General features: G+C 74.1%; 26 protein-coding genes and 2 pseudogenes. 15 read left to right on the plus strand and 13 right to left on the minus strand.

From position 1 onward, the window contains the following. Positions 1-38 precede the first annotated feature (38 nt). The 4 genes and pseudogenes from ACFOYX_RS07710 to ACFOYX_RS07725 form a co-directional block, all read right to left on the minus strand. A pseudogene (locus tag ACFOYX_RS07710) lies at positions 39-275 on the minus strand (transposase); the annotation flags it as partial. Between the two features lie 28 nt (positions 276-303). Then, positions 304-2,025 carry a hypothetical protein gene (locus tag ACFOYX_RS07715; protein WP_322440278.1) on the minus strand — a complete coding sequence of 574 codons (1,722 nt, stop codon included), beginning with the start codon at positions 2,023-2,025 and terminating at the stop codon, positions 304-306. A gap of 421 nt (positions 2,026-2,446) precedes the next feature. Then, positions 2,447-3,436 (minus strand): hypothetical protein, encoded by a 990-nt coding sequence (locus ACFOYX_RS07720; protein WP_322440277.1) that lies wholly within the window; start codon positions 3,434-3,436, stop codon positions 2,447-2,449. A 551-nt stretch (positions 3,437-3,987) separates the two neighbouring features. Continuing rightward, positions 3,988-5,091, minus strand: coding sequence for an L-dopachrome tautomerase-related protein (locus ACFOYX_RS07725; protein WP_322440276.1), 1,104 nt, complete (start codon positions 5,089-5,091; stop codon positions 3,988-3,990). 380 nt (positions 5,092-5,471) lie between these two features. Here ACFOYX_RS07725 and ACFOYX_RS07730 point away from each other — a divergent pair, with 380 nt between their 5' ends. Then, positions 5,472-5,675 (plus strand): hypothetical protein, encoded by a 204-nt coding sequence (locus ACFOYX_RS07730; RefSeq protein WP_322440275.1) that lies wholly within the window; start codon positions 5,472-5,474, stop codon positions 5,673-5,675. Here ACFOYX_RS07730 and ACFOYX_RS07735 read toward each other — a convergent pair. After that, a complete protein-coding gene (locus tag ACFOYX_RS07735; protein ID WP_377533854.1) occupies positions 5,659-6,180 on the minus strand; it encodes a hypothetical protein in 522 nt (173 codons plus the stop codon). The genes ACFOYX_RS07730 and ACFOYX_RS07735 overlap by 17 nt on opposite strands. Positions 6,181-6,402: 222 nt before the next feature. Then, positions 6,403-6,576, minus strand: a complete 174-nt coding sequence (locus ACFOYX_RS07740) for a hypothetical protein (RefSeq protein WP_322440272.1) — start codon at positions 6,574-6,576, stop codon at positions 6,403-6,405. Between the two features lie 2 nt (positions 6,577-6,578). Here ACFOYX_RS07740 and ACFOYX_RS07745 point away from each other — a divergent pair, with 2 nt between their 5' ends. The 3 genes and pseudogenes from ACFOYX_RS07745 to ACFOYX_RS07755 all read left to right on the plus strand — a co-directional run bounded on the left by ACFOYX_RS07745 (position 6,579) and on the right by ACFOYX_RS07755 (position 7,025). Then, positions 6,579-6,701 carry a hypothetical protein gene (locus tag ACFOYX_RS07745; protein ID WP_322440271.1) on the plus strand — a complete coding sequence of 41 codons (123 nt, stop codon included), beginning with the start codon at positions 6,579-6,581 and terminating at the stop codon, positions 6,699-6,701. Between the two features lie 15 nt (positions 6,702-6,716). After that, positions 6,717-6,896, plus strand: a pseudogene (locus tag ACFOYX_RS07750) (SpoIIE family protein phosphatase); the annotation flags it as partial. Beyond that, entirely contained in the window at positions 6,897-7,025 is a 129-nt protein-coding gene (locus ACFOYX_RS07755; protein ID WP_322440285.1) for a hypothetical protein, read from the plus strand. 251 nt (positions 7,026-7,276) lie between these two features. Here ACFOYX_RS07755 and ACFOYX_RS07760 read toward each other — a convergent pair whose 3' ends face one another. The 3 genes from ACFOYX_RS07760 to ACFOYX_RS07770 form a co-directional block, all read right to left on the minus strand. After that, a complete protein-coding gene (locus tag ACFOYX_RS07760; protein WP_377533855.1) occupies positions 7,277-7,567 on the minus strand; it encodes an STAS domain-containing protein in 291 nt (96 codons plus the stop codon). A gap of 267 nt (positions 7,568-7,834) precedes the next feature. Then, positions 7,835-8,311 (minus strand): hypothetical protein, encoded by a 477-nt coding sequence (locus ACFOYX_RS07765; protein ID WP_322440269.1) that lies wholly within the window; start codon positions 8,309-8,311, stop codon positions 7,835-7,837. Beyond that, positions 8,304-9,689: a molybdopterin-dependent oxidoreductase gene (locus tag ACFOYX_RS07770; RefSeq protein WP_377533856.1), complete on the minus strand. Its 1,386-nt coding sequence runs from the start codon at positions 9,687-9,689 to the stop codon at positions 8,304-8,306. Before ACFOYX_RS07770 ends, ACFOYX_RS07765 begins: the two co-directional genes overlap by 8 nt. 244 nt (positions 9,690-9,933) lie before the next feature. On the opposite strand from ACFOYX_RS07770, the gene ACFOYX_RS07775 reads away from it, so the two are divergent. Beyond that, a complete protein-coding gene (locus tag ACFOYX_RS07775) occupies positions 9,934-10,995 on the plus strand; it encodes an NAD-dependent epimerase/dehydratase family protein (protein ID WP_322440268.1) in 1,062 nt (353 codons plus the stop codon). Positions 10,996-11,023: 28 nt separating this feature from the next. Here the strand turns inward: ACFOYX_RS07775 and ACFOYX_RS07780 are convergent, their stop codons facing one another. Continuing rightward, positions 11,024-12,421, minus strand: coding sequence for a hypothetical protein (locus ACFOYX_RS07780; RefSeq protein ID WP_322440267.1), 1,398 nt, complete (start codon positions 12,419-12,421; stop codon positions 11,024-11,026). A 134-nt stretch (positions 12,422-12,555) separates the two neighbouring features. On the opposite strand from ACFOYX_RS07780, the gene ACFOYX_RS07785 reads away from it, so the two are divergent. Genes ACFOYX_RS07785 through ACFOYX_RS07795 form a run of 3 tightly spaced genes read left to right on the plus strand, consistent with a single transcriptional unit; the run spans position 12,556 to position 14,632 of the window. After that, entirely contained in the window at positions 12,556-13,221 is a 666-nt protein-coding gene (locus tag ACFOYX_RS07785; RefSeq protein WP_322440266.1) for a glycosyltransferase family 2 protein, read from the plus strand. Then, on the plus strand, positions 13,218-13,898 hold the full coding sequence (locus ACFOYX_RS07790) for a DUF2064 domain-containing protein (protein WP_109800539.1): 681 nt from the start codon (positions 13,218-13,220) through the stop codon (positions 13,896-13,898). Before ACFOYX_RS07785 ends, ACFOYX_RS07790 begins: the two co-directional genes overlap by 4 nt. Continuing rightward, complete coding sequence (locus ACFOYX_RS07795; protein ID WP_322440265.1) at positions 13,895-14,632, plus strand: class I SAM-dependent methyltransferase; 738 nt, start codon at positions 13,895-13,897, stop codon at positions 14,630-14,632. Before ACFOYX_RS07790 ends, ACFOYX_RS07795 begins: the two co-directional genes overlap by 4 nt. A 112-nt stretch (positions 14,633-14,744) precedes the next feature. Here the strand turns inward: ACFOYX_RS07795 and ACFOYX_RS07800 are convergent, their stop codons facing one another. Next, positions 14,745-15,608, minus strand: coding sequence for an SAM-dependent methyltransferase (locus ACFOYX_RS07800; RefSeq protein ID WP_377533857.1), 864 nt, complete (start codon positions 15,606-15,608; stop codon positions 14,745-14,747). A 197-nt stretch (positions 15,609-15,805) separates the two neighbouring features. Between ACFOYX_RS07800 and ACFOYX_RS07805 the strand changes: the two genes are divergently transcribed. From ACFOYX_RS07805 to ACFOYX_RS07820, 4 genes are all read left to right on the plus strand, one after another. After that, a complete protein-coding gene (locus ACFOYX_RS07805; protein WP_322440264.1) occupies positions 15,806-16,279 on the plus strand; it encodes a molybdenum cofactor biosysynthesis protein in 474 nt (157 codons plus the stop codon). Positions 16,280-16,373: 94 nt separating this feature from the next. Continuing rightward, the gene (locus tag ACFOYX_RS07810; protein WP_322440263.1) at positions 16,374-16,889 is read left to right on the plus strand and encodes an ATP-binding protein; all 516 of its coding nucleotides are present in this window, start codon (positions 16,374-16,376) and stop codon (positions 16,887-16,889) included. Beyond that, on the plus strand, positions 16,886-17,209 hold the full coding sequence (locus ACFOYX_RS07815) for an STAS domain-containing protein (RefSeq protein WP_322440262.1): 324 nt from the start codon (positions 16,886-16,888) through the stop codon (positions 17,207-17,209). The genes ACFOYX_RS07810 and ACFOYX_RS07815 overlap by 4 nt, the downstream gene beginning before the upstream one ends. 278 nt (positions 17,210-17,487) lie before the next feature. Next, positions 17,488-17,868: a carboxymuconolactone decarboxylase family protein gene (locus tag ACFOYX_RS07820; RefSeq protein WP_322440261.1), complete on the plus strand. Its 381-nt coding sequence runs from the start codon at positions 17,488-17,490 to the stop codon at positions 17,866-17,868. A gap of 52 nt (positions 17,869-17,920) precedes the next feature. On the opposite strand, the gene ACFOYX_RS07825 is transcribed toward ACFOYX_RS07820, so the two are convergent. Then, positions 17,921-19,111 carry an MFS transporter gene (locus ACFOYX_RS07825; protein ID WP_322440260.1) on the minus strand — a complete coding sequence of 397 codons (1,191 nt, stop codon included), beginning with the start codon at positions 19,109-19,111 and terminating at the stop codon, positions 17,921-17,923. A 225-nt stretch (positions 19,112-19,336) separates the two neighbouring features. On the opposite strand from ACFOYX_RS07825, the gene ACFOYX_RS07830 reads away from it, so the two are divergent. Then, positions 19,337-20,422, plus strand: coding sequence for an SRPBCC domain-containing protein (locus ACFOYX_RS07830; protein ID WP_322440259.1), 1,086 nt, complete (start codon positions 19,337-19,339; stop codon positions 20,420-20,422). A 42-nt stretch (positions 20,423-20,464) separates the two neighbouring features. On the opposite strand, the gene ACFOYX_RS07835 is transcribed toward ACFOYX_RS07830, so the two are convergent. Next, entirely contained in the window at positions 20,465-20,977 is a 513-nt protein-coding gene (locus tag ACFOYX_RS07835) for a DinB family protein (protein WP_322440258.1), read from the minus strand. A gap of 203 nt (positions 20,978-21,180) precedes the next feature. Here ACFOYX_RS07835 and ACFOYX_RS07840 point away from each other — a divergent pair, with 203 nt between their 5' ends. Next, on the plus strand, positions 21,181-21,303 hold the full coding sequence (locus ACFOYX_RS07840) for a ribosomal protein bL36 (RefSeq protein WP_238453250.1): 123 nt from the start codon (positions 21,181-21,183) through the stop codon (positions 21,301-21,303). Between the two features lie 108 nt (positions 21,304-21,411). Continuing rightward, positions 21,412-22,578: a low temperature requirement protein A gene (locus tag ACFOYX_RS07845; RefSeq protein ID WP_322440257.1), complete on the plus strand. Its 1,167-nt coding sequence runs from the start codon at positions 21,412-21,414 to the stop codon at positions 22,576-22,578. The last annotated feature ends 81 nt before the right edge of the window (positions 22,579-22,659 follow it).

A 22,659-nucleotide genomic window follows, 5' to 3' on the forward strand; every position in this document is an offset into this window, starting at 1 on the left:
CTCGGCTCGGCCTGCCCGGTCCGGAAACCCCGCGACACCAGAAGGCCTTTGGCGATCTGCGGCTCGATGGCGAACTCGACGTCGTCGGGGATGCCCACAGCGCGGCAGCGCTCACGGTCGTCGCTCCACGCCGCGGGGGAATGCAACTGCCGGTCGATCAGGCCATGACCGCTGGCCGAGCGGTAGGCCAGAAACACCCCGACCTGGCAGTTTTCGACCCCGCCGGCGGTGCCGGAGTACTGCCGGGCCACCCCGGCCGAGCGCACGCCCTGTTCGTTGATCAGGCCGTTGAGGATCTTCCGGTCAGGGTCGACCGGCCTCGGCCGACTGGGTGTTCGACCGACGCCGGACGGTCTCCGAGCCCGGTCGCGGGTCCGCGTCGTCCCGCCGGCGCTGCCGCGGTCGCGACGCTGATCTCTGCTCGGTGACCCCTTCCACGGCGTCGGGGGCCGCGACGGGTGGTGTGGTACGGCTCGCCGCGGTGTCTACCAGGTCCGGCAGGTCCCGCCCGGCCACCAGGGGTAGCTCTCGCGTGACTGCCGTGATCTGCCCCGGCTCGCCCGCCGGGTCGGCGACTCGGGCCGCACGTGCCCGTCCCGTCGCGGGTCGCGGCATCGGTGCCGCGCTGGGGGTCGTTGCCGGCGGCGCGGTGTCGGCCGGCTCCGCGACGGAGCCTGGCGCGGTCGTGGTCGACGGTGCCTCCGCCCGGCTGGTGGCCGACCGCTCTGGTGTGTTGCGCGGCGTTCGGCGCGGTGCGGCTGCCGGCAGGAGCGGGGCGAGTTCTGCGTGCAGCGCGGCCCAGTCGGAGGCGCGGGGCGGGTCGGGCTGATCCGCGGTGGAGGTGAGCTGGCCCGTGCTTTCGGACCGCTCCAGCTGCCGGTCGGTACGGTCCCGCGTCGCCGCCCGGGACCGCTCCGATCCCGGTCGCTCGGCACCGTCTGCCGCCTGCTCGGTGGCGTTCGCCTGCCGAGCGGCGTCCCCGGTCGACTCTGGCCGCGCTGAGCCGCCGGAGGCCGCGTCCGCCGCAGAGGCTACGGGGGCCGCGTCCGTGAGCGGGTCGGGGGCGTGGGGGAGCAGCCGCTCCGGGGCGTCGGCGAGCAGCCGCGCGGCCGAGGCCAGTGCGACGGGGTCGGGTTGACCGACCCGACGCCACCGCCGGCGGCGGCCATTCGCCGGCAGGTTCCCGGCCAGCACGCGCGCGGGTGCCAGATCGGCGGCGATCAGCGCGGTGAGCCCGTCGTAGTCCGCCTGCTCGGCCAGCCGCCGGGCGATCTCGTCGAGGTCGTACACCGCCACGGCGATGTCCGCGGTGGTGGCGTCCAGCGCTCGGGTGATCTTGCGGTGCAACACCTTGTTGAGCGCCGCCTGCCGCCGCTCGGCGCGAATCTGCGCGCGGGCCGCGTCGAGCGAGCCGTACAGCCCGAGGCCGGGGTCGGCCTTGGCCAGCGAGCAGGCACGGCGGGTCAGCCACGGGTGTCGCAACCAGTGCCCGACCGGTTCGTACGCCGGCGTCGTGGGCGGCAACTGCTGCCTGGCGCGCAGCCGGTCCCGCCGCTGGTTCTCGGTGTTCATCAGCCACACCAGATAACCGAGCAGGGACATACCCGCGTAGAAACCGCCTTCGAGGTGGTTGCTGTGAGCCAGCCAGTTGAAGGCGACCGCGGCGGTGGCGATGCCGGCCGACAGCACGCGGGACAGCATCGCCCGTTCGCCCAGTCGACGGCGTACGTCGGCGTTCGCCAGCACCACGACGCCGCCCAGCTCCAACGCGCCGACGGCGGGAAGGGCGATGTACCACGGCATGCCGAGCCGTTCCATCGCCCCGGACACCTGGCCGCCGAGCGCGATCAGCAGCACGACAACGTAGAACCCGGTGCGCAGCACGGCGACGTGCCGCACCGCCTTGGCCAGCTCCGCGTCCCACGCCTCCGGCGGGTCGGCGCCTGGCGCCCCGCCCGTGGCGCCAGGCGCCCCGCCAATTGAGTTTCCGCCGGTCATCCGGGTCCGGTCCGTTTCCTGGAACACGCCGAGCAGGTTCCTCTCTCACTCCGGGCCCCGGCCTGACCGGCGCCGCGGCCGGCCGACCCGGCGGTGCCGCCCGCCGAGGCGTACCAGAGCTGCGCTCCGGCTGCCGCCCGTCGTCCGCCGCATGCTACAGCCCCAGCGAGGTGACGACACCGGCCGCTCATGCTTCTGCTTCCTCGGCCTGCCGCGAGCCGGTCGCGGTCATTCGGTAGGTGCGGCTGCGTCGGGCGGGCCAGCCGAGAAACCAGTCGAACATGTGGGCGGCGCTTCCCGTGGTGCTGCGGTTGAGCTTGCGTGGACACCGCCGGCGACCCTTCGGATCGCGCGCGGTGGGGCCACCATCAAGTGAGCACGACCAGCATCCGTCCTGCTGGGAGCGGCGCCTCGGACAGGTCGCGCATCAGTCCCGCAGCACGGGTGATCAGCGGTAGCACCGCCAGGCGTATGGATCGTCGGGGTTCGACGTCCGTGCGTAGGCGCCGGAATCGTACGTGTCGCGGCAGGCGACGTCCATGTCGACGATGGACGCGGAGAGCAGCCTCGTGCATTGCCAACGGCCGTCGTTGCGGGGGTCCGCTGAGCCCCCGGTGTACCGATCGCAGTACCGCTGAGCCATGTTCGCCACCCCACGGCTGCTCGATGGGCCGAGCAGGGCCGGGCCCGGGCTCCGGGTTCGCGTCGGCGTGGCCCCGGTGGGCGTCGGGGTCGGCGCGGCGGAAGGCGTGACGGACGGCGTGGCGCTGGGCGTGGCGGACGGCGTGACCGACGGTGTGGCGCTGGGCGTGGCGGAGGAGCCGCTCGGTGTCGCGGAACTTGGCGATGCCGACGGTATCTCCGCGAGGGTGACCGGCTCCTCCAACGGGTCCGACGGGGTGGTGGCCGCCGACACCGGCAGGCCGCCTTCCGGCGGTCGACCCGACCCCCACGTGAACGCCAGAGCGCAGAGCAGCGCCCCCAACGCGAGCCCGCCGACCGGGATCAGCCAGCGCCGCCGCCGGTTGGCTGGCCGTGGGCGGGCGCCAAGGTCCCGGTTGTGCTTCCTTCGGGGTCGCCCGCCCTCGTCCGCGTCGGGGCCATGCGCGTCGGACTCCTCGTGGCGGTACTCGTTGCGGCCGGCGGAATCGTCGTGCGGGTAGTGCTCCTCGTCGGCGTAGCCCGTCTCCGGTTGCGCGTACCTCTCCTGCTGCGCGGCGTAAGCGTCCTCGTGGACCGAGCTGGCTTCGGTCGGTCCGTACGGTTCTTGGGCCCGGCGTTCCTCCCGATAGGCCTGGTCGTGCTCGTCGTACTGATGGGTCGGATCGGGCTCGTAGTACGCCGGTTCGGGGTAGGCCAGTGCCCGCCGCCCTGCGTGTCGCCCTTGGTCCTCGTAGGTGTTCTCGGGCTGGTACGACTCCTGGTACTGGTCCGACACATCCTCGCGCCACTGCGGCGCGGCTGTTCCCTGCTGCTCGTGGTACGAGTCGGAATCGCTTGCTTCCAGCCGCGACCGTCGACCGATCCAGCTGTCTATGACACTCGCCGGGTCGTCGTGATCTTGGGCAGCCCCATCGGCGGAACGAGCGGTCGATCTCTCGGCCACGGTCGCTGGCCTCCTCCGGGAGCACAGGTGCCGACAGCTAGGTGACCTTACTCACCATCGGCCAAAAGTCCACCCGGCCCATCCCGCGAACAGACACAGACCACCCCCGGCTTCGGATCGTCCGCCTGAGTAGCGCCACACGGATAACTTGGTCAGGACGAGGCAACCGCCGCTCGTCAGCGGGGCGCCCGTCGATCAACCGGCTTCTTCGGGAAGTCGCAGCGCAACTCGGCCACCCGTCCGGCGGCCCGGCATCGGGCTTCTAGTAGAGGAACGTGCGCGACACCCCCGCGCATCGGGCAACGGTCGGGCAGGTGATGGAAGAGCGCGCGACGATGGCCTTAAGCGGGTGTTTGAGATGGTCTGGCCGCCCGGTCGCGCATTCAGCGCCGCAACAGGACCGGTCCGGCGGCGATCCGAGTGCGGAACAGCGCGTACGGCTTGCGCCGCAGGTCCTGCCCGCGCTGGTACTTCGCCTGCCGGTGCAGCTGGTTGGCCGTGACGTAGAGGTATCCGTCGACCGCCACCGACATCGTGTCCGGCCAGAGCAGCCGCGGATCGTGCACCACGGTCTCGTACTCCCCGTCCGGCCGGCGGCGCAGCACCGCGTTCTGCTCGTAGGAGGTGAGGTAGAAGCGGCCCGCGTCGTCGGTCTCCAGTCCGTCCGAGCCGCCGCCCTTGTCGCCCTCGTCGACGACGGTGGCCGCCACCTCCTCGTCGGAGAGCGCCCGGTCGACCAGGGCATCCGTGGCGACGCTGTACCAGTGGCGCGACGCCAGCGGGCAGTAGTGCAGCCGGGAGCCGTCGGCGGCGATGGCGATCCCGTCGGAACCCATGCCGATCGGCTTCGGCTCGCCCTCGGCGGGGCGTTCCAGGAACGGCCGACCCTCGACCACCGGCCGGAACGTCCGCAGCTGTTCGGCCTTGGTGGAGGGGTGCTCGTGCAGGCGTCGCCAGGATGCGCCGGTGGCCAGGTCGACCACGATTATCCCGTTCGGGCCCGAGTCCGACGAGTCGGTGATGTAGGCGATCCCCGCCTCGCCGCGCCGCAGGTCGAACCGGACGTCGTTGAGGTACGTCGACGGCAGCGCCACGTCGGTCGGGAAGGTGATCACCTGGGCTACGGTGTCGCTGTCGAGGTCGACCCGCACCAGCTTCGGCCCGCCCGGCTTCGTGGGCTGGAACATCGGACTGCCGGTGTCCACGACCCACAACCGGTCGGCCGGGTCGACGACGATGCTCTGCACCGAGACGAACGCGTTGGCGTCGTCGTCGCCGGACGGGGAGTTCCACCCCTGGTCGGGGAAGGGCGCCTCCGCGCCGTCGCGCAACTCGACCACCGTGGCCGGGACCTCGTCGCCCCACTTCGGGAAGTTGACGAAGATCCGGCCGGTGTGCGACACGCTCACCCCGGTCGGCATCGGCCCGGTGAACGTGTGCACGAGCTCCAGCGTGCCGACCGGCTCGGCACCCACCGGCCCGTTCACCGGTGGCCCCGCAGACGCGGTAGCACGGAGCCACCGACCTGGTCGCGGCTGGCGAGACGTTCGTCGGTGGCCCGATCACGGTCGACAACTGTCATGGGTGCGAAACTCCCTGATGATGGTGGCCGGGCGCAGTGGCGTCCCGGCTGGGCAGGGCGGACCCCGCACCTCCGACCCGAGCGGGCGCCGGTCGGCGTCACGCGGACCCGCCCGGGCTGACTCAATCCGTCCGCGCGTCACCTTCCCGCCGATCCGCACCGCAAACCGGCGCGGCGGAGGAGGCCCGACGGCGACCGGACGGTCCGACGGCAGTGACCGCCGCCGCCCGTGACGGAAGCGGTCGGCGCATCGGCGGATGGCGGTTCAGTGGTTACGCTGCTGCCATGTCGGACGCTGGCGCGCGGGGAAAGCAGGCGACGGCGACGGCGTCGGCGGTCGACCCGGTCGTGACGGTCGTGCGGGAGATCCTGTCCGGCATCCCGGCCGGCTGCTCGTGGCTGCTGCCGGTGACGAGTGATGGGCAGGTCGTCGACTTCCGGGTCGAGGCGACCAGCGGCCGGGGACCGACATTTACGGACGGGGGGTGAGCCGCGTCGGCGCGCGGCTCAGCGAGCTGTACCCGAGCATGGTCGGCGGCCCCCTGTGGCAGCTGTACCAGCAGGTGATGGTCACCGGACAGCCCGGCCAGCTGCCCGACTTCCGGTACGAGGAGAAGCGCGCCGGCGTCATCGCCGAGTCGCTCTTCGACGTGAGCGTGCGCCGGGTCCTGGGTGGCCTGCTGGTCTGCTGGCAGCGGCTGGACGAGGACCAGCGCCGGATGGAGAAGGCCGAACTGCTGGGCAGCCTCGGCTGGGCGGAGTACGACCTGACCACCGGGCGCAGCCAGTGGTCACCCGGCATGTACCGGATCTTCGAGCGGGACCCGGCGCTGGGCCCGTTGTCCCGGGCGGAGCAGGCCGCGGCCCTCGTCCCCGAGGACTTCGGGCTGCGGGAAGCCGCCTGGCAGACCCTGGACAGTGGGGCGACGTCGGACGTGACGGTGCGGTTCCGGGCGGGTACGTCGGTGAAGTACCTGCGGATCCTCTCCGACACCGCCCGGGACGCCGACGGCGCGCCGTTGAAGATCTACGCGGTGGTGCAGGACGTGACGGCGCGCGTGGACTCGCGTACCGCCATTGAGCAGCTCAGCGACCAGCTGCACACCCGTGAGATGACCGCGCTGGCGGAGCACCGTCTCGCCGGGCAGCTGCAGAACCTGATCCAGCCGGTGCCCCGGGAGCCGTTCCCGCTGGCGGGTCTCGAGGCGATGGTCAGCTACCTGCCGGCGGAGAGCGCCGTACGGGTCGGGGGCGACTGGTACCACGCGCAGACGCTGCCGGACGGGCAGGTGGCGCTCGCGGTCGGCGACGTCGCCGGCCACGGGCTGGAGGCGGCGAGCGGCATGGCGCACCTGAGGTTCGCCCCGGTGGCGTGGCTGTCGATCGGCATCCGTGATCCGGGGGACGCTGCTCGGCCACCTGAACCACCTCTGCCGGCAGTTGGCGATTACCGGGACCGCGGTGATCGCCCGCTACGACCCGACGACCAGGCTGCTGTCCTGGGCGCGTGCCTGACACCTGGCGCCGCTGTTGGCCCGGGCGGGGACGACCGCCGCCCTCGACCGGCCGTCAGGACTGCTGCTGGGCGCCGACGACGGCGCCAGATACCCGGTGGTCAGCCCCCGCCTGGAAGTCGACGACCTGGTGCTTCTCTGCACCGACGGGCTCGTGGAACGGCGGTCGGGCGGCGCCGACGACCTGCTGGGCAGGGTGCGGCGGGCCCTGTCGGACCTGTCCGCCCTGCCCGGTGACGAGATGCTGGTCCGGCTGCCCGGTCTGCTGCACTACGCCAGCCCCGACGACGGCACGTGCACGCTGGCCGTCCGCGTCCTGCCCTGACAGGTCACAGATCCAGCCGGATCCGCACCACGGTCCCTCTGGGCCCGCGGAGATGGACACCTCGTCGCAGATGCGTTCCACGATCGCCGACCCACGGCCGCGCACCGCGCCCGACGACGGCATCGGCCGGCTCAACGCGCGCATCGACCCCTGGTCGACGACCTACAGAGGCGCCGACAAGCCCCGGGCCATCGCCCCGGCGCAGACGAAGGCGCCGACCGCCGCCAGGTCGCCCGCCGATGGACCGGCCATCAGCGCTCGGGCCGCTGGTCGGCGGTCGACGGACGCAGCAGCTCGCCGACGCCGGTGAGGTCCAGGACGTTCGCCACCATCCCGGTGGCGTTCACCAGGTGCAGCCGACCACCGGCCGCGCGAGCGGCGTGATGGGCGGTGACCAGCGAGTGGATACCGGTGGAGTCGAGGAACGTCAGCGCCGCCACGTCCACGACGACGACCGGCGCGCTCGCCACGGCGGCCAGCAGGGAGGTGGTCAGCTTGTCGCGGGCAGCGAGATCGCACTCGCCGACCAACGCCACGACCATCCGTCCGGGTTCCGTTGACGTCCTGGTCTCGAAGTGCACGCCGACCCCCGCCGGCGCGGCCGGTGTCGGCGAGGGCAGTCATCCGGCAGCAGCACCCTTCGCTGGACAGGCAACAGCTGTTGCCGGCACATCACCTCCCCGGCAGCCCACCATGTCGTCCGTTCGGCGGCAATCGCGGCCGCGTCGATCGCCCTGGGGCGGCAACCGCCGGCTCACCCGGACGCGTCGCCGGTGCCCCGACCCGGTCACCTAAAGTCGGGGTCGGGCTCACGTTCTCCGCGCCCGCCACCGCCGCAACCCGTAGAGGACCCCGCTGGCCAGGAAGAGGGCGGCGCTGACGAGCAGCCAGCGGGCGAGGAACGGCTGCTGGTCCTGCCCGGTCGCGGCCAGGTAGGTCGCCCGGCCCTGCCGGAGGATGCCGGGCAGGTAGACCAGGAACAGCAGCGCCGCGGCCAGCGCCGGCACGCGCAGGTGGTTCAGCAGCGACGGTCCGGCCGCCGGCCGGGCCCGTCGCTCGCTCACCGCCGCCCGCAGCGCCCGGTCAGTCGAGGCGTACACCGGGAACAGGACGAAGTCGTGGGCGATGGCCGCGCCGACGAACCAGAGGAGCATCCGCCCGGCGGTCGCCTCGCCGGCCAGCCGCAGGGCCACCCAGCCGGCGACGGCGAAGCAGCCCACGAGCAGCAGCAGGTGCCGCCCGGGCGCCCCGTACGCCGTCCGGAAACGCGCCGTGAGGTCACGCATCGGGACGCCCCCGGAACTCGATCTCCGCCACCCACTTGGTGCAGTGCACCCCGGGCAGCGCCGGGACGATGACCCGCGCCGGATAGCCGTGGTCCGGGGTGAGGTCCACCCCGTTGACCCGCAGCGCGAGCAGCGAGTCGGGGTCGAGGACCTGGTTGGCCTGCAACGTCGCCTGGGCGAACAGCCCCGCCTTCTCCAGCGAGCGGACGTGGGCGGAGCCGGGTTGACCCGCGCGGACCAGCGCGGCGAGGTCGCGCAGCCGTACCCCGGTCCAGGTCTGCAGCGTCGACCACCCCTCCACGCAGCCGATCGGCAGCCGGGCGGTGTGCTGGGGCAGGGCCAGCAGGGCGGCCCGGTCCAGGCTGGCCTGCCGCCCGTCGGCCCGCAGCGTCAGCCGCCAGCCGGCCCCGGTGTCGGCGGCCCCGACGCCGGCGGCCGCCGCCGTGCGGTTCACCGGGAACCCGGTCGGGCCGGTGCCGGGCTGCCGGCCCCGGGGCAGCAGCAGCGCGGTGCGGCGCCACCGGCCGTCGAGGTTCTGCCCGACGGTCAGGCCGGCCAGCAGCAGCGACAGGCCGCCGACCAGGGCGAGGGCGCCGCGCCGGCTCACGGTGCCCGGCCCGGGCCGGGCGGCCACCAACCCGTCGGGGTCCGGCGGCTCGGGTCGGGTGGCGTCGCGCGGGACGGTCACCTCGGCGCGCAGCGGCCGGGACCGCAGCGCGGTGAGCATCCGCCGCAGCTTGAGTGCCACGTGCGTGACGAGCGCGGCGACGAACACCCACGCGCCGAAGTAGTGCGCGGTGTAGAAGTCGAACCCGAACAGGTACGCGTACTGGATGTTCAGCAGGCCGGTGGTGATCTCGAAGAGGATCCCGCCGACCAGCAGCACCAGGGAGAGCCGTTCGAGCAGCTGTGCCACCGACCGGGCGGGTGGCCAGTCGAACAGCTTCGGGATGACCGACCAGAGCTTGCCCAGCACGACCGGGATCAGCGTGATCCCGAGCGCCACGTGCAGGCCCTGAGTGACCCGGAACAGCCAGGACGGCCGGGTCGGCCAGTCGAACGGCGGCAACCGCAGCCAGCCGACGTCGTGCGGGAAGGCCTGACCGAACTGCGGGCTGTAGGCCAGGTAGTCGAGGAGTCCGGTGAGAAACACCAGCGGCAGGCCGACCAGCAGCGCGAGGCCGTGCACCGCGGTGAGCCACGGCCCGCGCAGCGGGCTGCGCCACCGTTCGCCGATGCCGCGCGCGCCGGGCGGCGGATGCTCCGCCAGCACGGCCCACCCGCGGCGGGGAAAGCCGTACGCCGGGCGGCGGGGCGGCTCGGTCCGCGGGGGAGGACCCGGGCGGTCCCCGGCCGGGGACGTACGGTCGGTGGTCACCGGCCCTCCTCGTGGCTGCTCGACGTGCCGTCCACCGGCGGCGGCGGGAGCCGCGCGGCCCCGCGGCCGGCGCGGTGCTTCCCTTTCGGCAGGCTACGGGCGGCGTCGGCAGTCCGGCGGGGCTTGCCCGATTACGGAAGCCTTACCGGCGCCGGTGGCGCTGCCGGGCCAAAGATGTTGTGGAACGACTACGGCTGCCGCAACGCGGCTCGTGGTGCCGGCCGGTCGACCTACGCTGACCGGCATGCGGGTACTGGTCACCGGCGCGGCCGGTTTCATCGGATCACAGGTCGCGGACCTGCTGGTCGCCGAGGGACACGAGGTGGTGGCGCTGGACGCGCTGCTGCCGCAGGCGCACGGCGGGGAGCTGCCGGAGTGGTCGCGACGGCACGACCCGGTGGTCGGCGACGTCCGCGACCCCGAACTGCTCGACCGGCTCCTGCCCGGGGTCGACGCGGTGTGCCACCAGGCGGCGATGGTCGGGCACGGACTGGACCCGTCGGACGCGCCGGCGTACGCCAGCCACAACGACTACGGCACCGCCGTGCTGCTCGCCGCGATGCACCGGGCCGGCGTGACCCGGCTGGTGCTGGCCAGCTCGATGGTCGTCTACGGCGAGGGGCGCTACGAGTGCGCCCGGCACGGCACGGTCCGCCCCGCCCCGCGCCGGTCGGCCGATCTGGCGGCCGGCCGCTACGACCCGACCTGCCCGCACTGCGCGTCGGCACTCACTCCCGCCCTGGTGCCCGAGGACGCCCCGCTGGAGCCGCGCAGCACGTACGCCGCCACCAAGCTGGCCCAGGAGCACCTGGCCGCCGCCTGGGCGCGGCAGACCGGCGGCGGGGTCTGGGCGCTGCGCTACCACAACGTCTACGGCCCCCGGATGCCCCGCGACACCCCGTACGCGGGGGTGGCCGCCATCTTCCGGTCCGCGCTGGCCGCCGGCCGGCCTCCACAGGTGTTGGAGGACGGCCGGCAGCGGCGGGACTTCGTGCACGTCAGCGACGTGGCGCGGGCGAACCTGCTGGCGCTGGCGACGCCGTCGCCGCAGCCCCTGACGCCGGTCAACGTCTGCTCCGGGGAGCCGCACACCGTGGGCGAGCTGGCCGCCACGCTGGCCACCGCCATGGCCGGGCCGGCGCCGCTGGTCATCGGCGGCGCCCGCTCCGCCGACGTGCGGCACGTCGTCGCCGATCCGCGCCGGGCGACCGACCTGCTCGGATACACCGCCCGGGTCGGGTTCGCCGACGGGGTGACCGCCTTCGCCACCGATCCGCTGCGCGAGCCGGCGGCCCTGACGGTCTGACCCGCGGCGGGCCCTTTCGCCGGCCGCGTCAGGAGACCGTCCACAGCAGGTGGTTCACGGCGAGGGCGGTGCCGGCCTGCCCGAGGAGCCACCAGCGCCGCGTGGACGCCGGCAGGTGGGCGGTGGCGACCAGCAGCCAGACGGCGAACGGCAGCCAGATCCGCTCCACCTCGGCCTTGCTCAGCCCCGACAGGTCACCGGCCAGCACCGCCACTGCCGCGGCCGCCGGCAGCAGCACGGTCGGCCCGGCGGCGAGCATCTGCCCGCCGCGGTCGCGCCAGCCCTCGCCGGGCCGCAGGCCGGGCCGGATCGTCCGGGCGCCGGCCGCCACCGCCCGGCGCAGCGCCGGGCCGAGCACCGGGCCGGTGGACAGCAGCAGCGCGGCCAGGTTCGCCCACACCCAGTAGCCGTACGGGCGGTCGGCCGCCCAGCCCTGGTAGTAGCGCTCCACCACCAGTCGGTAGCCGTCCCACCAGCGGAAGCCGCCCGCGGTGAACCCGACCGCCACCGCGGCGACGCCGGCCGTCCCGGCGAGCAGCGCGGCGACCCGGCCCGCCGGCCGCAGCGCCAGCACCGCCAGCGCCAGCACCCCGACCAGGACGAAGCCGTACGACAGGTACAGCGCGAGGCCCAGCAGCAGCCCACCGGCGGCGGGCGCCACCCGCCCACGTACCGCGAGAAGGGCCAGGCCCGCCGCGACGACACCGGTGAAGAGCCCGTCGGCGGAGGCGCCCACCCAGACCGCCCCGGGCAGCAGCACCAGGAACGGCAGGACGGCGCGGGCGGCGTCGGCCGCGCCGAGCGCCCGCAACGCCACCGGTACGGAGATCGTGACGCTCGCCCCGACCAGGACGCACACCAGCGCGGCGGCCACGCCACCGCCCAGCCCGACCCGGTCCAACTCCACGAAGAACAGCAGCGCCCCCGGCGGGTGACCCGCCGTGTGGGTCGACCACGAGTCCGGCCCGAAGTCGAGGATCCGATCGGAGAAGCCGGCCAGCGCCGCCGCGACGTCGGTGACCCGGGGCACCTCGTGCAGGTACTCCGCCTGCGGGGTGAGCCGCTCGGCGAATCCGGCCGACCAGCCGTCGACCAGGGCCAGCGCCAGCGTCCACGCCACGGACGTCAGGTAGGCCGCGCCGAGCAGGGCGGTCCAACCGGAGTTGCGGGCCCAGCGGGCACCGACGCCGATCACCCCGACCGCGACCACGATCGCGACCGGGGTGCCCCAGCCCAGGTGCGGGCGCCAGGTCGCGTAGAGCGGCGCGGCGTCGGCGTACAGGCCGACCCCGCGGGCGTTGAGGACCGCGCCGACCACCGCGGCGAGGGCGAACAGCGCCGCCTCGACGCCCAGCACGAGCAGGTCGGCTCGGGACCGGCGGACCGGTGCCCGGGCGGCGGCCGAGGGCAGGGTGGTCGCTCTCATGTCGACCGGACGGTACGGACCGCGCCGCGCCAGCGGCGGCGGAACGGCGCAACGTCACCATTCCGTGGGAAGGGGTGCGGGGGTAACGGCTGATCCGTCTCCCGCCGGGCGGATCGCCGCCTAGCGTCGGCGGTATGCCGACGCAGATCGACGTGGTGTTGCCGTGCCTGGACGAGGCAGCCGCGCTGCCCGGGGTCCTCGCGGCGGTGCCGCCCGGATACCGGGCGATCGTGGTGGACAACGGCTCCCGGGACGGCTCGCCCGAGGTCGCCGCCCGGCACGGCGCCCTCGTGGTGCACGAGCCGCGGCGGGGCTACGGCGCGGCCGTCCACGCCGGGCTCGAGGCCGCCGACGCCGAGCTGGTCGCGGTGCTCGACGCCGACGGCTCGTTCGACCCGACGGAGCTGCCCGCCCTGGTCGCCCCGGTGGCCGGGGGAGCCGCCGACCTGGCCGTGGGGCGGCGTCGGCCCGTCCGGGCCGGGGTCTGGCCGTGGCACGCCCGCGCCGGCACCGCCCTCGTCGCGGCGCTGCTGCGGCACCGGGGCGTGCCGCTGCGCGACCTCAGCCCGATCCGGGTCGCCCGCCGCGACGCCCTGCTCGCCCTGGGCGTCGCCGACCGGGCCTTCGGCTACCCGCTCGAACTGCTGATCCGCGCCGCCGCCGCCGGCTGGCGGATCCGCGAGCTCGACGTCCGCTACGCCCCCCGGGCCGCCGGCACCCGGTCCAAGGTCTCCGGTTCCGTGCGCGGCACCCTGCGCGCCACCCGCGACTTCGCCGGCGTCCTGCGCAGCGTCCGATGACCGTCCTGCTCGTGATGGCCAAGGCGCCGGTGGCGGGGACCGTGAAGACCCGGCTGTGCCCGCCGGCCACCCCGGTCCGGGCCGCCCGGATCGCCGCCGCGGCGCTGCGGGACACCCTCGACGCGGTCCGCGCCACGCCGGGGGTGACGCCCGTGCTGGCCCTGCGGGGAATTCTCGCCGACGCGGAGGACGCTGCCGCGCTGACCGCGGCCCTCACCGGCTGGACCGTCCTGGCGCAGCGCGGCGACGGGCTCGGCGACCGGCTGGCCAACGCCCACGCCGACGTCGCGGCGGCCTGGCCGGGCCGCCCGATCGTGCAGATCGGCATGGACACCCCACAGGTGACCCCGGCGCGGCTGGGTTTCACGGTCCGGCGGCTGCTCGCGGTCGACGCCGTGCTCGGCCGAGCCTTCGACGGCGGCTGGTGGGCCCTCGGGCTGCGGGACGCCCGGCACGCCGCGGCGCTGCGCGAGGTGCCGATGTCCACCGCCCAGACCGGACGGCGCACCCTGGCGGCGCTCGGGGACCGCGGACTGCGCACCGCCCCGGCGCCGGTATTGCGCGACGTCGACGAGTGGCCCGACGCGCTGGCCGTCGCCGCCGAGGTGCCCGACAGCCGGTTCGCCCGGGCGGTGGCGCCGCTGCACCGCGCCCTGCTGCGCGGCGGCCGGCCATGACCCTCGGCACCCGCGCCGCCGGCAACCCGCCGGCATCCGGGGCGGGCGACGTGGAGACCCGGGAGGACGGCTTCGCTGCCGCGCTCGACCGCCGGCCCGGTCGGCACTGGCTGCTGCACAGCGACGGCCGGCGCAGTCCGCTGCCGGTGGGGCGCTGGCACGGCCCGCCCGAGCCGGCGAGCCGAGCGGTCGTCGCCCGGTGCGCCGGCCCCACCCTCGACGTCGGGTGCGGCCCCGGCCGGCTCACCCTCGCCCTCACCCGGGCGGGTCACACCGCCGTCGGCGTCGACGTCTCCGCTCAGGCCGTACGCCTCACCCGCCGCCGCGGGGCGGTCGCCGTCCACCGGGACGTCTTCGCTCCGCTGCCCGGCGAGGGACGCTGGGCGCACGTCCTGCTGATGGACGGCAACATCGGGATCGGCGGCGACCCGGTCGCCCTGCTCGGCCGGTGCCGTGAGCTGGTCCGTCCGGGGGGCACCGTCATCGTGGAGCTGGAGCCGCCCGGGCTCGGCCTCTGGCGCGGGCGGAGCAGCCTGGCCAGCCTCTCCGCGGACGGGGAAATGCGGCGGGGTGGGGCGTTCAACTGGGCCCGGCTGGACGCGGTCGCGGTGCACGAGGTGGCCGCCGTCGCGGGAATGGTGGTGCCGGAGGTGTTCCGGGCCGGTCGGCGCTGGTTCGGAGAACTCGCCGTTCCCGTCCGGCCCTGGGCGCCGTCGGGTCGTGCGGGCAGGTAGCGGCAGACGAACAGGTGGGCGCAGGCCAGCTCTCGGCGGGACGCGAAGACCAACTCAGGCGGACGACCTGCTGCGCTGCATCCACCGGTGGCTCACCAGCTGAAGCGAGTGGTCAGGGTTTGCGGGCCACCGCCGCGAACATCGAGGCCTGTGCCGTGGGGGTGCGCTGCTCCGGCGGGTCGTCCGGTCGCCACTCGGTGAGCGGGCTGATGCCCGGCGGGATGAGTTCGAGCCCGTCGAAGAAGGACGCGAACTGGTCCCGGGTCCGGAACGCCATGTCGATCATGCTGGTGGCGGCGGACGGCGCGGCGGTGGCCGCGATGTGCCGGGGCACCAGGTCCGTGGTGGCGTGCGAGATCACCAGGTAGCTGCCGGAGGGGAGGGCCTCGACCAGCCGGCGGGTCACCCCGTACGGGTCGTCTCCGTCGGGGAGGAAGTGCAGGATGGCGACCAGCATCAGCGCGATGGGACGGGTGAGGTCGAGGGTCGCCCGGAGATCGGGATGCCCCAGGATCCGGTCGGGGTCGCGCAGGTCGGCGTCGACGTACGCGGTGGCGCCCTCCGGCGCGCTGGTCAGCAGGGCGCGGGCGTGTGCCAGCACGATGGGGTCGTTGTCGACGTAGACGACCCGCGACTCCGGCGCGACGCCCTGGGCGACCTCGTGCATGTTCGGGCTGGTCGGAATGCCGGTCCCGATGTCGAGGAACTGCCGGATGCCGGCCTGCTCGGTGAGGTGGCGGGTGGCCCGCTGCATGAACCGCCGGTTCTCGATCACGGTGGTGCGGATCGCCGGGTAGGCGGCGGCCACCGCGTCACCCGACTCCCGGTCCGCCGCGAAGTTGTCCTTGCCGCCGAGCCAGTAGTCATAGCGGCGGGCGGCGTGCGGCACCGTCGGGTCGATCCGCGCCGAGGGCGGGACGTCGTCCGCCGGCGGTCGCCCGCCCGATCCGAGCGACTGCGACGTGGTGTCGGCCACCGCGACCTCCAAAGGCTGTGGGAACGGCACGGCGATCGTACCGACCCGACGGCCGTCCGGACGGCCCCGGTGCATCGATGGCGACGGATATCGGCCGGCCGACCGGTACGCGGTGCGGCGCGGCGCCGACGGACTCCCGTCGGGCCGCTCCGTCGTGAACGGCACGGCCGCGGGCGTTGCTTCCTAGAATCGCTGCCATGCCGCGGATCGTGCAGTTGCTGGCCTCGCCCGTGCACCGCTACGTGGGCCGACCCGCCGACGGTGCGGCGCCGGCGCCACCCGATGAACTGGTGGCGGAGATCCACGTCCGCGCCGGCCTCGGCATCGTCGGCGACCGGTACTTCGGCAAGCCGGCGCACCGCGAGGCGAGCGTGACCGTGATCGCGCAGGAGTCGCTGCCGCCGGGCGTCGACCTGGTGCAGGCCCGGCGCAACATCCTCACCGCCGGCATCGCCGTCGACGAGCTGGTCGGGTCCGTGCTGGTCCTGGACTCCGGCCAGGGCCCGGTCAGCCTCCGCGTCCGCCGGCCGGCGAACCCGTGCGCCTGGATGGATGCCGCGATCGGTCCGGGCGCCTGGCGGGCGTTGCGGGGCCGGGGCGGCATCCGCTGCGCCCCGCTGAACGACGGCATGCTGCGCGTCGGCCCGGTCGAGTTCAGCATCAGTGGGTAGCTGGGCGGAACCGGCATCCGCACGTGCCGTGAGCTGCGGATGGTTGCCTTTTGGCAAGAGTCGCGAAGTTTGCAGGGATGTGTAGCCTCCTACCGTGACCGAGGAGCCCGTGGCATCCCACCTGAGCCACCCGGCTCCCGGTCCTGCCCTCAGCGTGGCGCTGATGTCGCAGGACTTCAGCGCCGCCACCGTCACCACCCTGCGCCACCGGCTGACGGCGGCGGTGGCCGCTGCGGGGCTGACCGGGGACGCCGGCTATGACTTCGTCCTCGCGGTGCACGAGCTGGTCACCAACGCCGTACGCCACGGCGGCGGCCACGGCCACCTCGACCTGCGCCGCCAGGACGACGTGCTGATCTGCGAGGTCAGCGACCGGGGCGCCGCTGCGGGAAGCCTGCCCGTGCGGTTGCCCGCCGTCGACGTCGCCGGCGGCCGCGGGCTCTGGCTGGCGCACCAGCTCGCCGAGGGGCTCATCCTCACCCGGGGGCTGCCCGGCCTCACCGCCACCGTCACCGCCTGCCTGTCCCGGGCCGAGGCCCCGGACGGCACGCCCGCCATCGCACGACGTCAGGCAGAGCCCGACAGGCCCGTGGAGGAGGACGAGCAATGACGGATCAGCTGAGCTGGCAGCACCGGATCCGCACGGAACCGGACGGCATCGTCGTCGTGCTCGACGGGGAGATCGACGTCAACGGGGCCGCTGCGCTGCTGAGCCTCCTCGACGCCACGATCGACTCCGCCCAGCAGGTGCTGGTCGACCTGCACGCCGTGCAGTTCATCGACTCCACCGTGATCAGCGTGCTGATCACCGCCCGGCACATCGCCACGGGCGCGGGAAAGCGCTTCGGCGTCGTCAATCCCACCGGGAACGTCGCACGGACCCTGCGCGTCACCGGCGTCCTCGACGCTCTCGCGCCGTCCCGAGCCTGACCTCCGCAGCCCCGACCCGGCCGCCTTCGCTGGGATCGGGCGGCAGTACCCGGTCGCCAACGGCGATCGTCGATGAAAGGGGAGTGGTCAGGACCAGCCGCTCCTCGATCCCGCCGCCACCCGGATCTCCGCCGGCCGCGGGGCCCGTCCGGCGATCGACGGATCCGCGGCGGGCGCGCCTTCGCTCCGGGTACGGGATTGGGCCCGACAGCGGTGGGAAAGGCCGCCTTCACCACGGTCCCCGAGGACGAGGATCGTCCACCTCCTCAGGAGGAGGCATGACCGACCGCGACGACGACTACCAGCAGGCCCTGGACACCGCGGAGCGGCTGCTCGGCGCGCCGCTCGTGCTGCCGCTCGGCACCGGCGAGCCAGCCGCCGGGGCGGACTTCCGGCGGCTGGCCACCATGCACACCTTCGGTGACTCCTGGTCCCGTCCCGGGCTGGACACCCGCACCCGGAGCCTGATCTCCGTCGCCATCGCGGCGACGCTGGGCACCCACGAGCCGCTGCGGGGGCAGTTGCGCATCGCGCTGACAGCGGGCGCCAGCAAGGAGGAGATCGTTGAGTTGTTCATCCACCTGGCCGCGTACGCGGGCGCGGCCCGGGCGTTCGACAGCTACCAGACCGCGGTCGCGGTCTTCGGGGAGGCCGCCTGAGCGAGGCTGTGCCGCCGGTGCCGGTTGCCGCCGAGTCCTCCGCCGTGGTGGGTCAGCCGGGTGACGTCCTCCCGGCCCTGCGCAGCCCGAGCAGGGCGACCACGGCGAGGAGGATGACGGCGACGGAGTATTCGTTGGCGGTCCGGGGCAGGCCGCCGGCGTAGACCACGAGGAAGCCGGCGATGACGGTGGGCAGGCCGAAGCCGACGTAGCAGACGATGTAGAGCAGGGAGAGCACGCTGGCGCGTTCGTGCGCCTCCACGAGCGGCATGACCGTCTTGAGGCTGCCCTGGAAACCCCCACCGAAGCCGACGCCGCCGAGCGCGAGGCCGACGAAGAAGCCGGCGATGGAGTCGGCGGTGACCGACACCACTGTGATGATCATGCCCAGGATGAGTGCGGTGATTGCGGTGTGCATCACGGTGCGCGCGGCAGCGTTGCGCAGCAGGAGAATGGTGCTGACCCCGAAGAGGGAGAAGACGAAGACGACCAGACCGCCGACCACGATCGAGGTGGCCATGAGGGCGCGCACGAGTGCTGGGCCGAGCGCGACGAAGAAGCCGGCCAGCGCCCAGATGGCGAAGACCACCGGGACGACGGCCAGTAGTGGCGCGCGCACGGCGGGGGGCAGCTTGATCTCCGGCCGCAGACTCTGCAGTGCTCCCTTCATCGGCGTGACCGTCTCCGGCATCAGTACGACCCCGAGGCCCTGGATCAGCAGGACGACGAGCAGGACGACGTACACCAGTCGGGTCGGCGCGGGCAGGAACTGGATGAGCAGCGCCGAGAGCAGGGCACCGGTGCCGGTTCCGATACCGGGGGCGATCGAGTTGGCGAGCGTGCCGCGGACGCGGTTGATGTCGAGCATGGCGGCACCGACGGCGCCGGTGGCGGCGCCGGCCGAGAGTCCCTGCACGACGCGGGCGGCCAGCAGCGTGGGTACGCCGTTGGCGAAGATGAAGATGACCAGCGCGATGATCTGGATCGCGATCGCAACCAGCAGGACCGGCCGCCGCCCGACATGGTCGGACAGCTTGCCGAACGTCAGCAGAGACGCCAGCACGGCGACGGCGTAGATGGCGAACACCACCGTGGTGGTGATCGGCGAGAAGTGCCAGCGCGCCTGGTAGATCCCGTAGAGGGGGGTCGGGGCTGTCGACGCGGCCACGAAGGACACGAGGATCGAGGCGAGCAGAAGCAGGGACACTTTCGGCGAGATCCGCCTCTGCCCGGTGATACTCATCAGACGTGCTCCTCGGGTGAGCTGCAAGCGGCGGCCCGGCGCGGTCGACCTGGACGCCCTCCTTCTGACCGGCCGCAGCGGAGTACCCAATCCGCCCCCTTACACGCGACCTGCGCCGGCCCCGCCCCGCCGGCCGTCGGCGTCCGGCGGCCGCGCTCAGGAGCGGCCGGACGGTGACGGATCCCCGCAGGCAGTCCCGGCAATCGAGAGCCGTACAGTCTCGCCGTGATTGAGATCGACAGCGAAGTCGGCCTGTCCCATCCCGCTGACCGGGTCTGGCGCGCGTTGACGGAGCCGGAGTTGATCGCCCGGTGGTTCACCGAGGTGGAGCCGGTGGCCGGTGGACACCTGCTGCTGTACACGGCCGGGCTGCCCGGCTTCGACGCCGCCGTCGACGCCGAGGTGACCGAGCGGCGGGAGCCGGAACTGCTGGAGTTGCGGTGCGACGAGGCGGGCCGTCGCACCCGGCTGACCTTCACCATCACCCCCACCGCGGAGGGCTGCCGACTGTCGGTGCGGGAGGCCCTGGAGCACGGCACGTGGCCGGCCGAGCAGCGGGCCCGCCGCGAGGAGTGCTACCAGCAGGCCCTGACGGGGCGGTTGCCGGCCATCCTCGACTGGTTGGCCTTCCAGCAGGTCGACCTGCGACGCGACGAGCTGGGGGACACCGCCCGGCTGCCGGTCACCGCGGCGATCGACGACGCACCGGCGCGCCGTGGTCGCCGGCTGGTGCTGATCGCGGTGCTGGCCGCCGCCGTCCTGGCCGTCGGGCTGACGGTGTGGGCGGTGCTACCGAGGGAGCCGCAGCCGGTGGCCGGATCGGACCCGACGCCGCTTCCGGAGCCGACCGTCGGGACCGGCGCGACGCACCCGCCCCGGGGCGCCGTCTCCGCCCGCCCCCGGCCGACCACCACCACCGCCTCCGCCCGCTCGACCCGGTCCGTGGCGAAGCCGTCGCGTACCCCCACCGCGCTGCCGCCACCGGCCCCCGGCGTGACCGCCCGCTACACCACCGTTTCCACGCGGATCTTCGGCTACACCGGCGAGGTGGTGGTCGACAACCGGGGTGACGTACCGGTGGCGGACTGGACCGTGGTCGTCACGCTGTCGAAGGGGGGCACGGTCGCCGGCGCCCGCGGGGCGGACTGGCGGCAGGACGGGCAGACCGTCACCTTCACCGGGCCGCCCGTACCGGCCGGAGGATCGCAGACGTTCACCTTCGACGTCCGCGATCCCGATCCGCGCGCCAAGGCGCCCGAGGGCTGCACGGTGGGCGACGAACCCTGCGCCGGTGCCACCGCGACGCCATAGCTTGGCGCGGCCTGCCGGCGGGCGGGGCCGTCCGGGTCGGGGTCAAGCCTCCGCGGCCTGCGACCGGACGGCCCGTCCGATGTCGAGCAGGTGGTGTTCGCCCTCGTGGACGGTCTGCCGACCGAGCCAGAGCAGCGTCCGGACCTGCGGCTGCGGCCAGCAGTACACGCCGGTCCGGGCCAGCTCCGCCTGACCCAGCCCGGCGAACCGGGCCGCCAGGTCGTCGCCGGCCGCGGCCACCTCGGCGAGCACGACCATCGGGTCCTGCTCGTTGTACGCGTCGGTGACGGCGCGCTCGTCGCGACCCATCGGCGCGAACTCCGGTTCCTCCACCACCAGGGCCAGCGCGAGCCGCTCACCCTGGACCCGGAGCACGTCCCGTACGTGGCAGGCGTACTCCAGCGGCGACCAAACCCCCTCCGCCGGCCTGCGGCGCACGTCCCGCACCTCGTCCAGCGCGGCGGTGTACCGCGCGCCCAGCCCGCGCAGGTGCCGGGGCAGCTCCCGCGCGGACACGCTCGCGAAGACGAATGCGCATTCGTCGCAACGATCCACGGGATCAGGGTAGCGCCGCCGCCAACCGCCGACGGAGTCGGCGAATCGCAACTGGGCCACGCCGTACCCAAGCTCAAGAGCATCGATGCGCTTGGCTTCGTCGGTTGGGTGGCGATCACCGCCCGTTGCCGCCCGCGCCAGGTATGCGCCCTGGCCCGCCGGGTACGCGATGCGCCGACGACACCAGGGAAGGATGACTTGCCATGAAGGTCAGAAGCTCCCTTCGCGGGCTGAAGCGGAAAGTGGGCTCGATCGTGGTACGCCGGCGGGGCAAAGTTTTCGTGATCAACAAGGCCGATCCGCGCCAGAAGGCCCGGCAGGGCTGACGGGTCGGCGGCGAGCCGTCAGGGCGTCGCGGCGGGGACCGCTGAGTCTGGCCTGGGGGACGGGCGGCGGTGGTATGAAGGCGGGGGGAGGCGCCGGGGGGAGCCGCGATGTCGAGCAGGCGGGCCACGCTGCTGCGACGCCAGAACGAGCCGTTGCAGGCGTCGTTCCTGGAACTGTTCTTCGACCTGGCCTTCGGTTTCGCGCTGCGGCAGCTGTCGTTTGTCCTGCTCGCCGAGTTGAGCCTCGCCGGGGCGGCGCGTACCGCCCTGCTCCTGCTGCCCCTCTGGTGGGTCTGGGCGGTGACGGCCTGGTTCAGCGACTGGTTCGACCGCACCAACCGCTGGGTGCGGGCCCTGCTGGTCGGCGTGACGCTCGGGGTGCTCCTGATGAGCGTCGCCGTCCCGGACGCGACCGGGGGTCGGGCCTGGCTCTTCGCCGGGGCGTACGTCGCGATCCACGTCGGCCGCAGCGTGGTCACCGCGGTGGCGCTCCGGGGGCATCCGCTGCGCCTCCGTACGCTGCGGATCCTGGCCTGGTTCGCAGCGACCGGCCTCCTCTGGCTGGTCGGGGCGGCCTGGCCCGCGGTGCGGGTGCCGGCGTGGGTGGCGGCCGTGGCGCTGGACTATGCAGTGCCACGGCTGGGCTGGCCGATCCCGAGGCTGGGCCGCGCCCAGCCGGGTGAGCTGCGGCTGCGGGGCGAACACCTCAAAGAGCGGTACCAGCAGGTCTTCATCATCGCGCTCGGCGAGCTGATCGTCACGGCGGGGGTGGCCTACGCGGCGACCGGCCTGGCGGTGGCGCACTCCACCGCGTTCCTGCTGGTCTTCGCCGCCACGGTGCTCATCGGCCTGCTGTACGTCACGCCGGCCGGGGGGCAGTTGGGCGCCGCCATCGACGAACGGGACCCCGCCCGGTTCGGCACGGTCCCGAGCTACCTGCACCTGGTCATGATCGCCGGCGTGGTCGCCCTCTCGGGGGCCGCCGAACTCGTGATCACCCATCCCGCCGAACGGGGATCGGGCGGGGCGGTCTTACTCACCGTCGCCGGGCCGGGGCTCTTCCTCGCCGGGCGGGTCGCCCTGTCCGCCGTCATCGACCGGCGGTTGTCCTGGCCCCGGCTGCTCGGCCTGCCCGCCCTGCTGCTCATCGCGCTCGCCGGGCACGCGCTGCCGCTGCTCGGCATCGCCGCGGCGACGGTTGCCGTCCTCCTCGTCGTGGCGGTTTCGGGCCGCTGGCTCGCGCGTGCCGTGCCGGAGCCGCGGACGGGGCGATGAACGGGTCCCGCCCGCAGACGCCGGCGGCCGGATGCCGGCGGGCCGGCCGGCTGGCCCTCCCGACCTCGGTGGCCGGACCGG

It is taken from the genome of Micromonospora sp. GCM10011541, from assembly GCF_042650725.1.
In the GTDB taxonomy this organism is placed as follows: domain Bacteria; phylum Actinomycetota; class Actinomycetes; order Mycobacteriales; family Micromonosporaceae; genus Micromonospora; species Micromonospora sicca.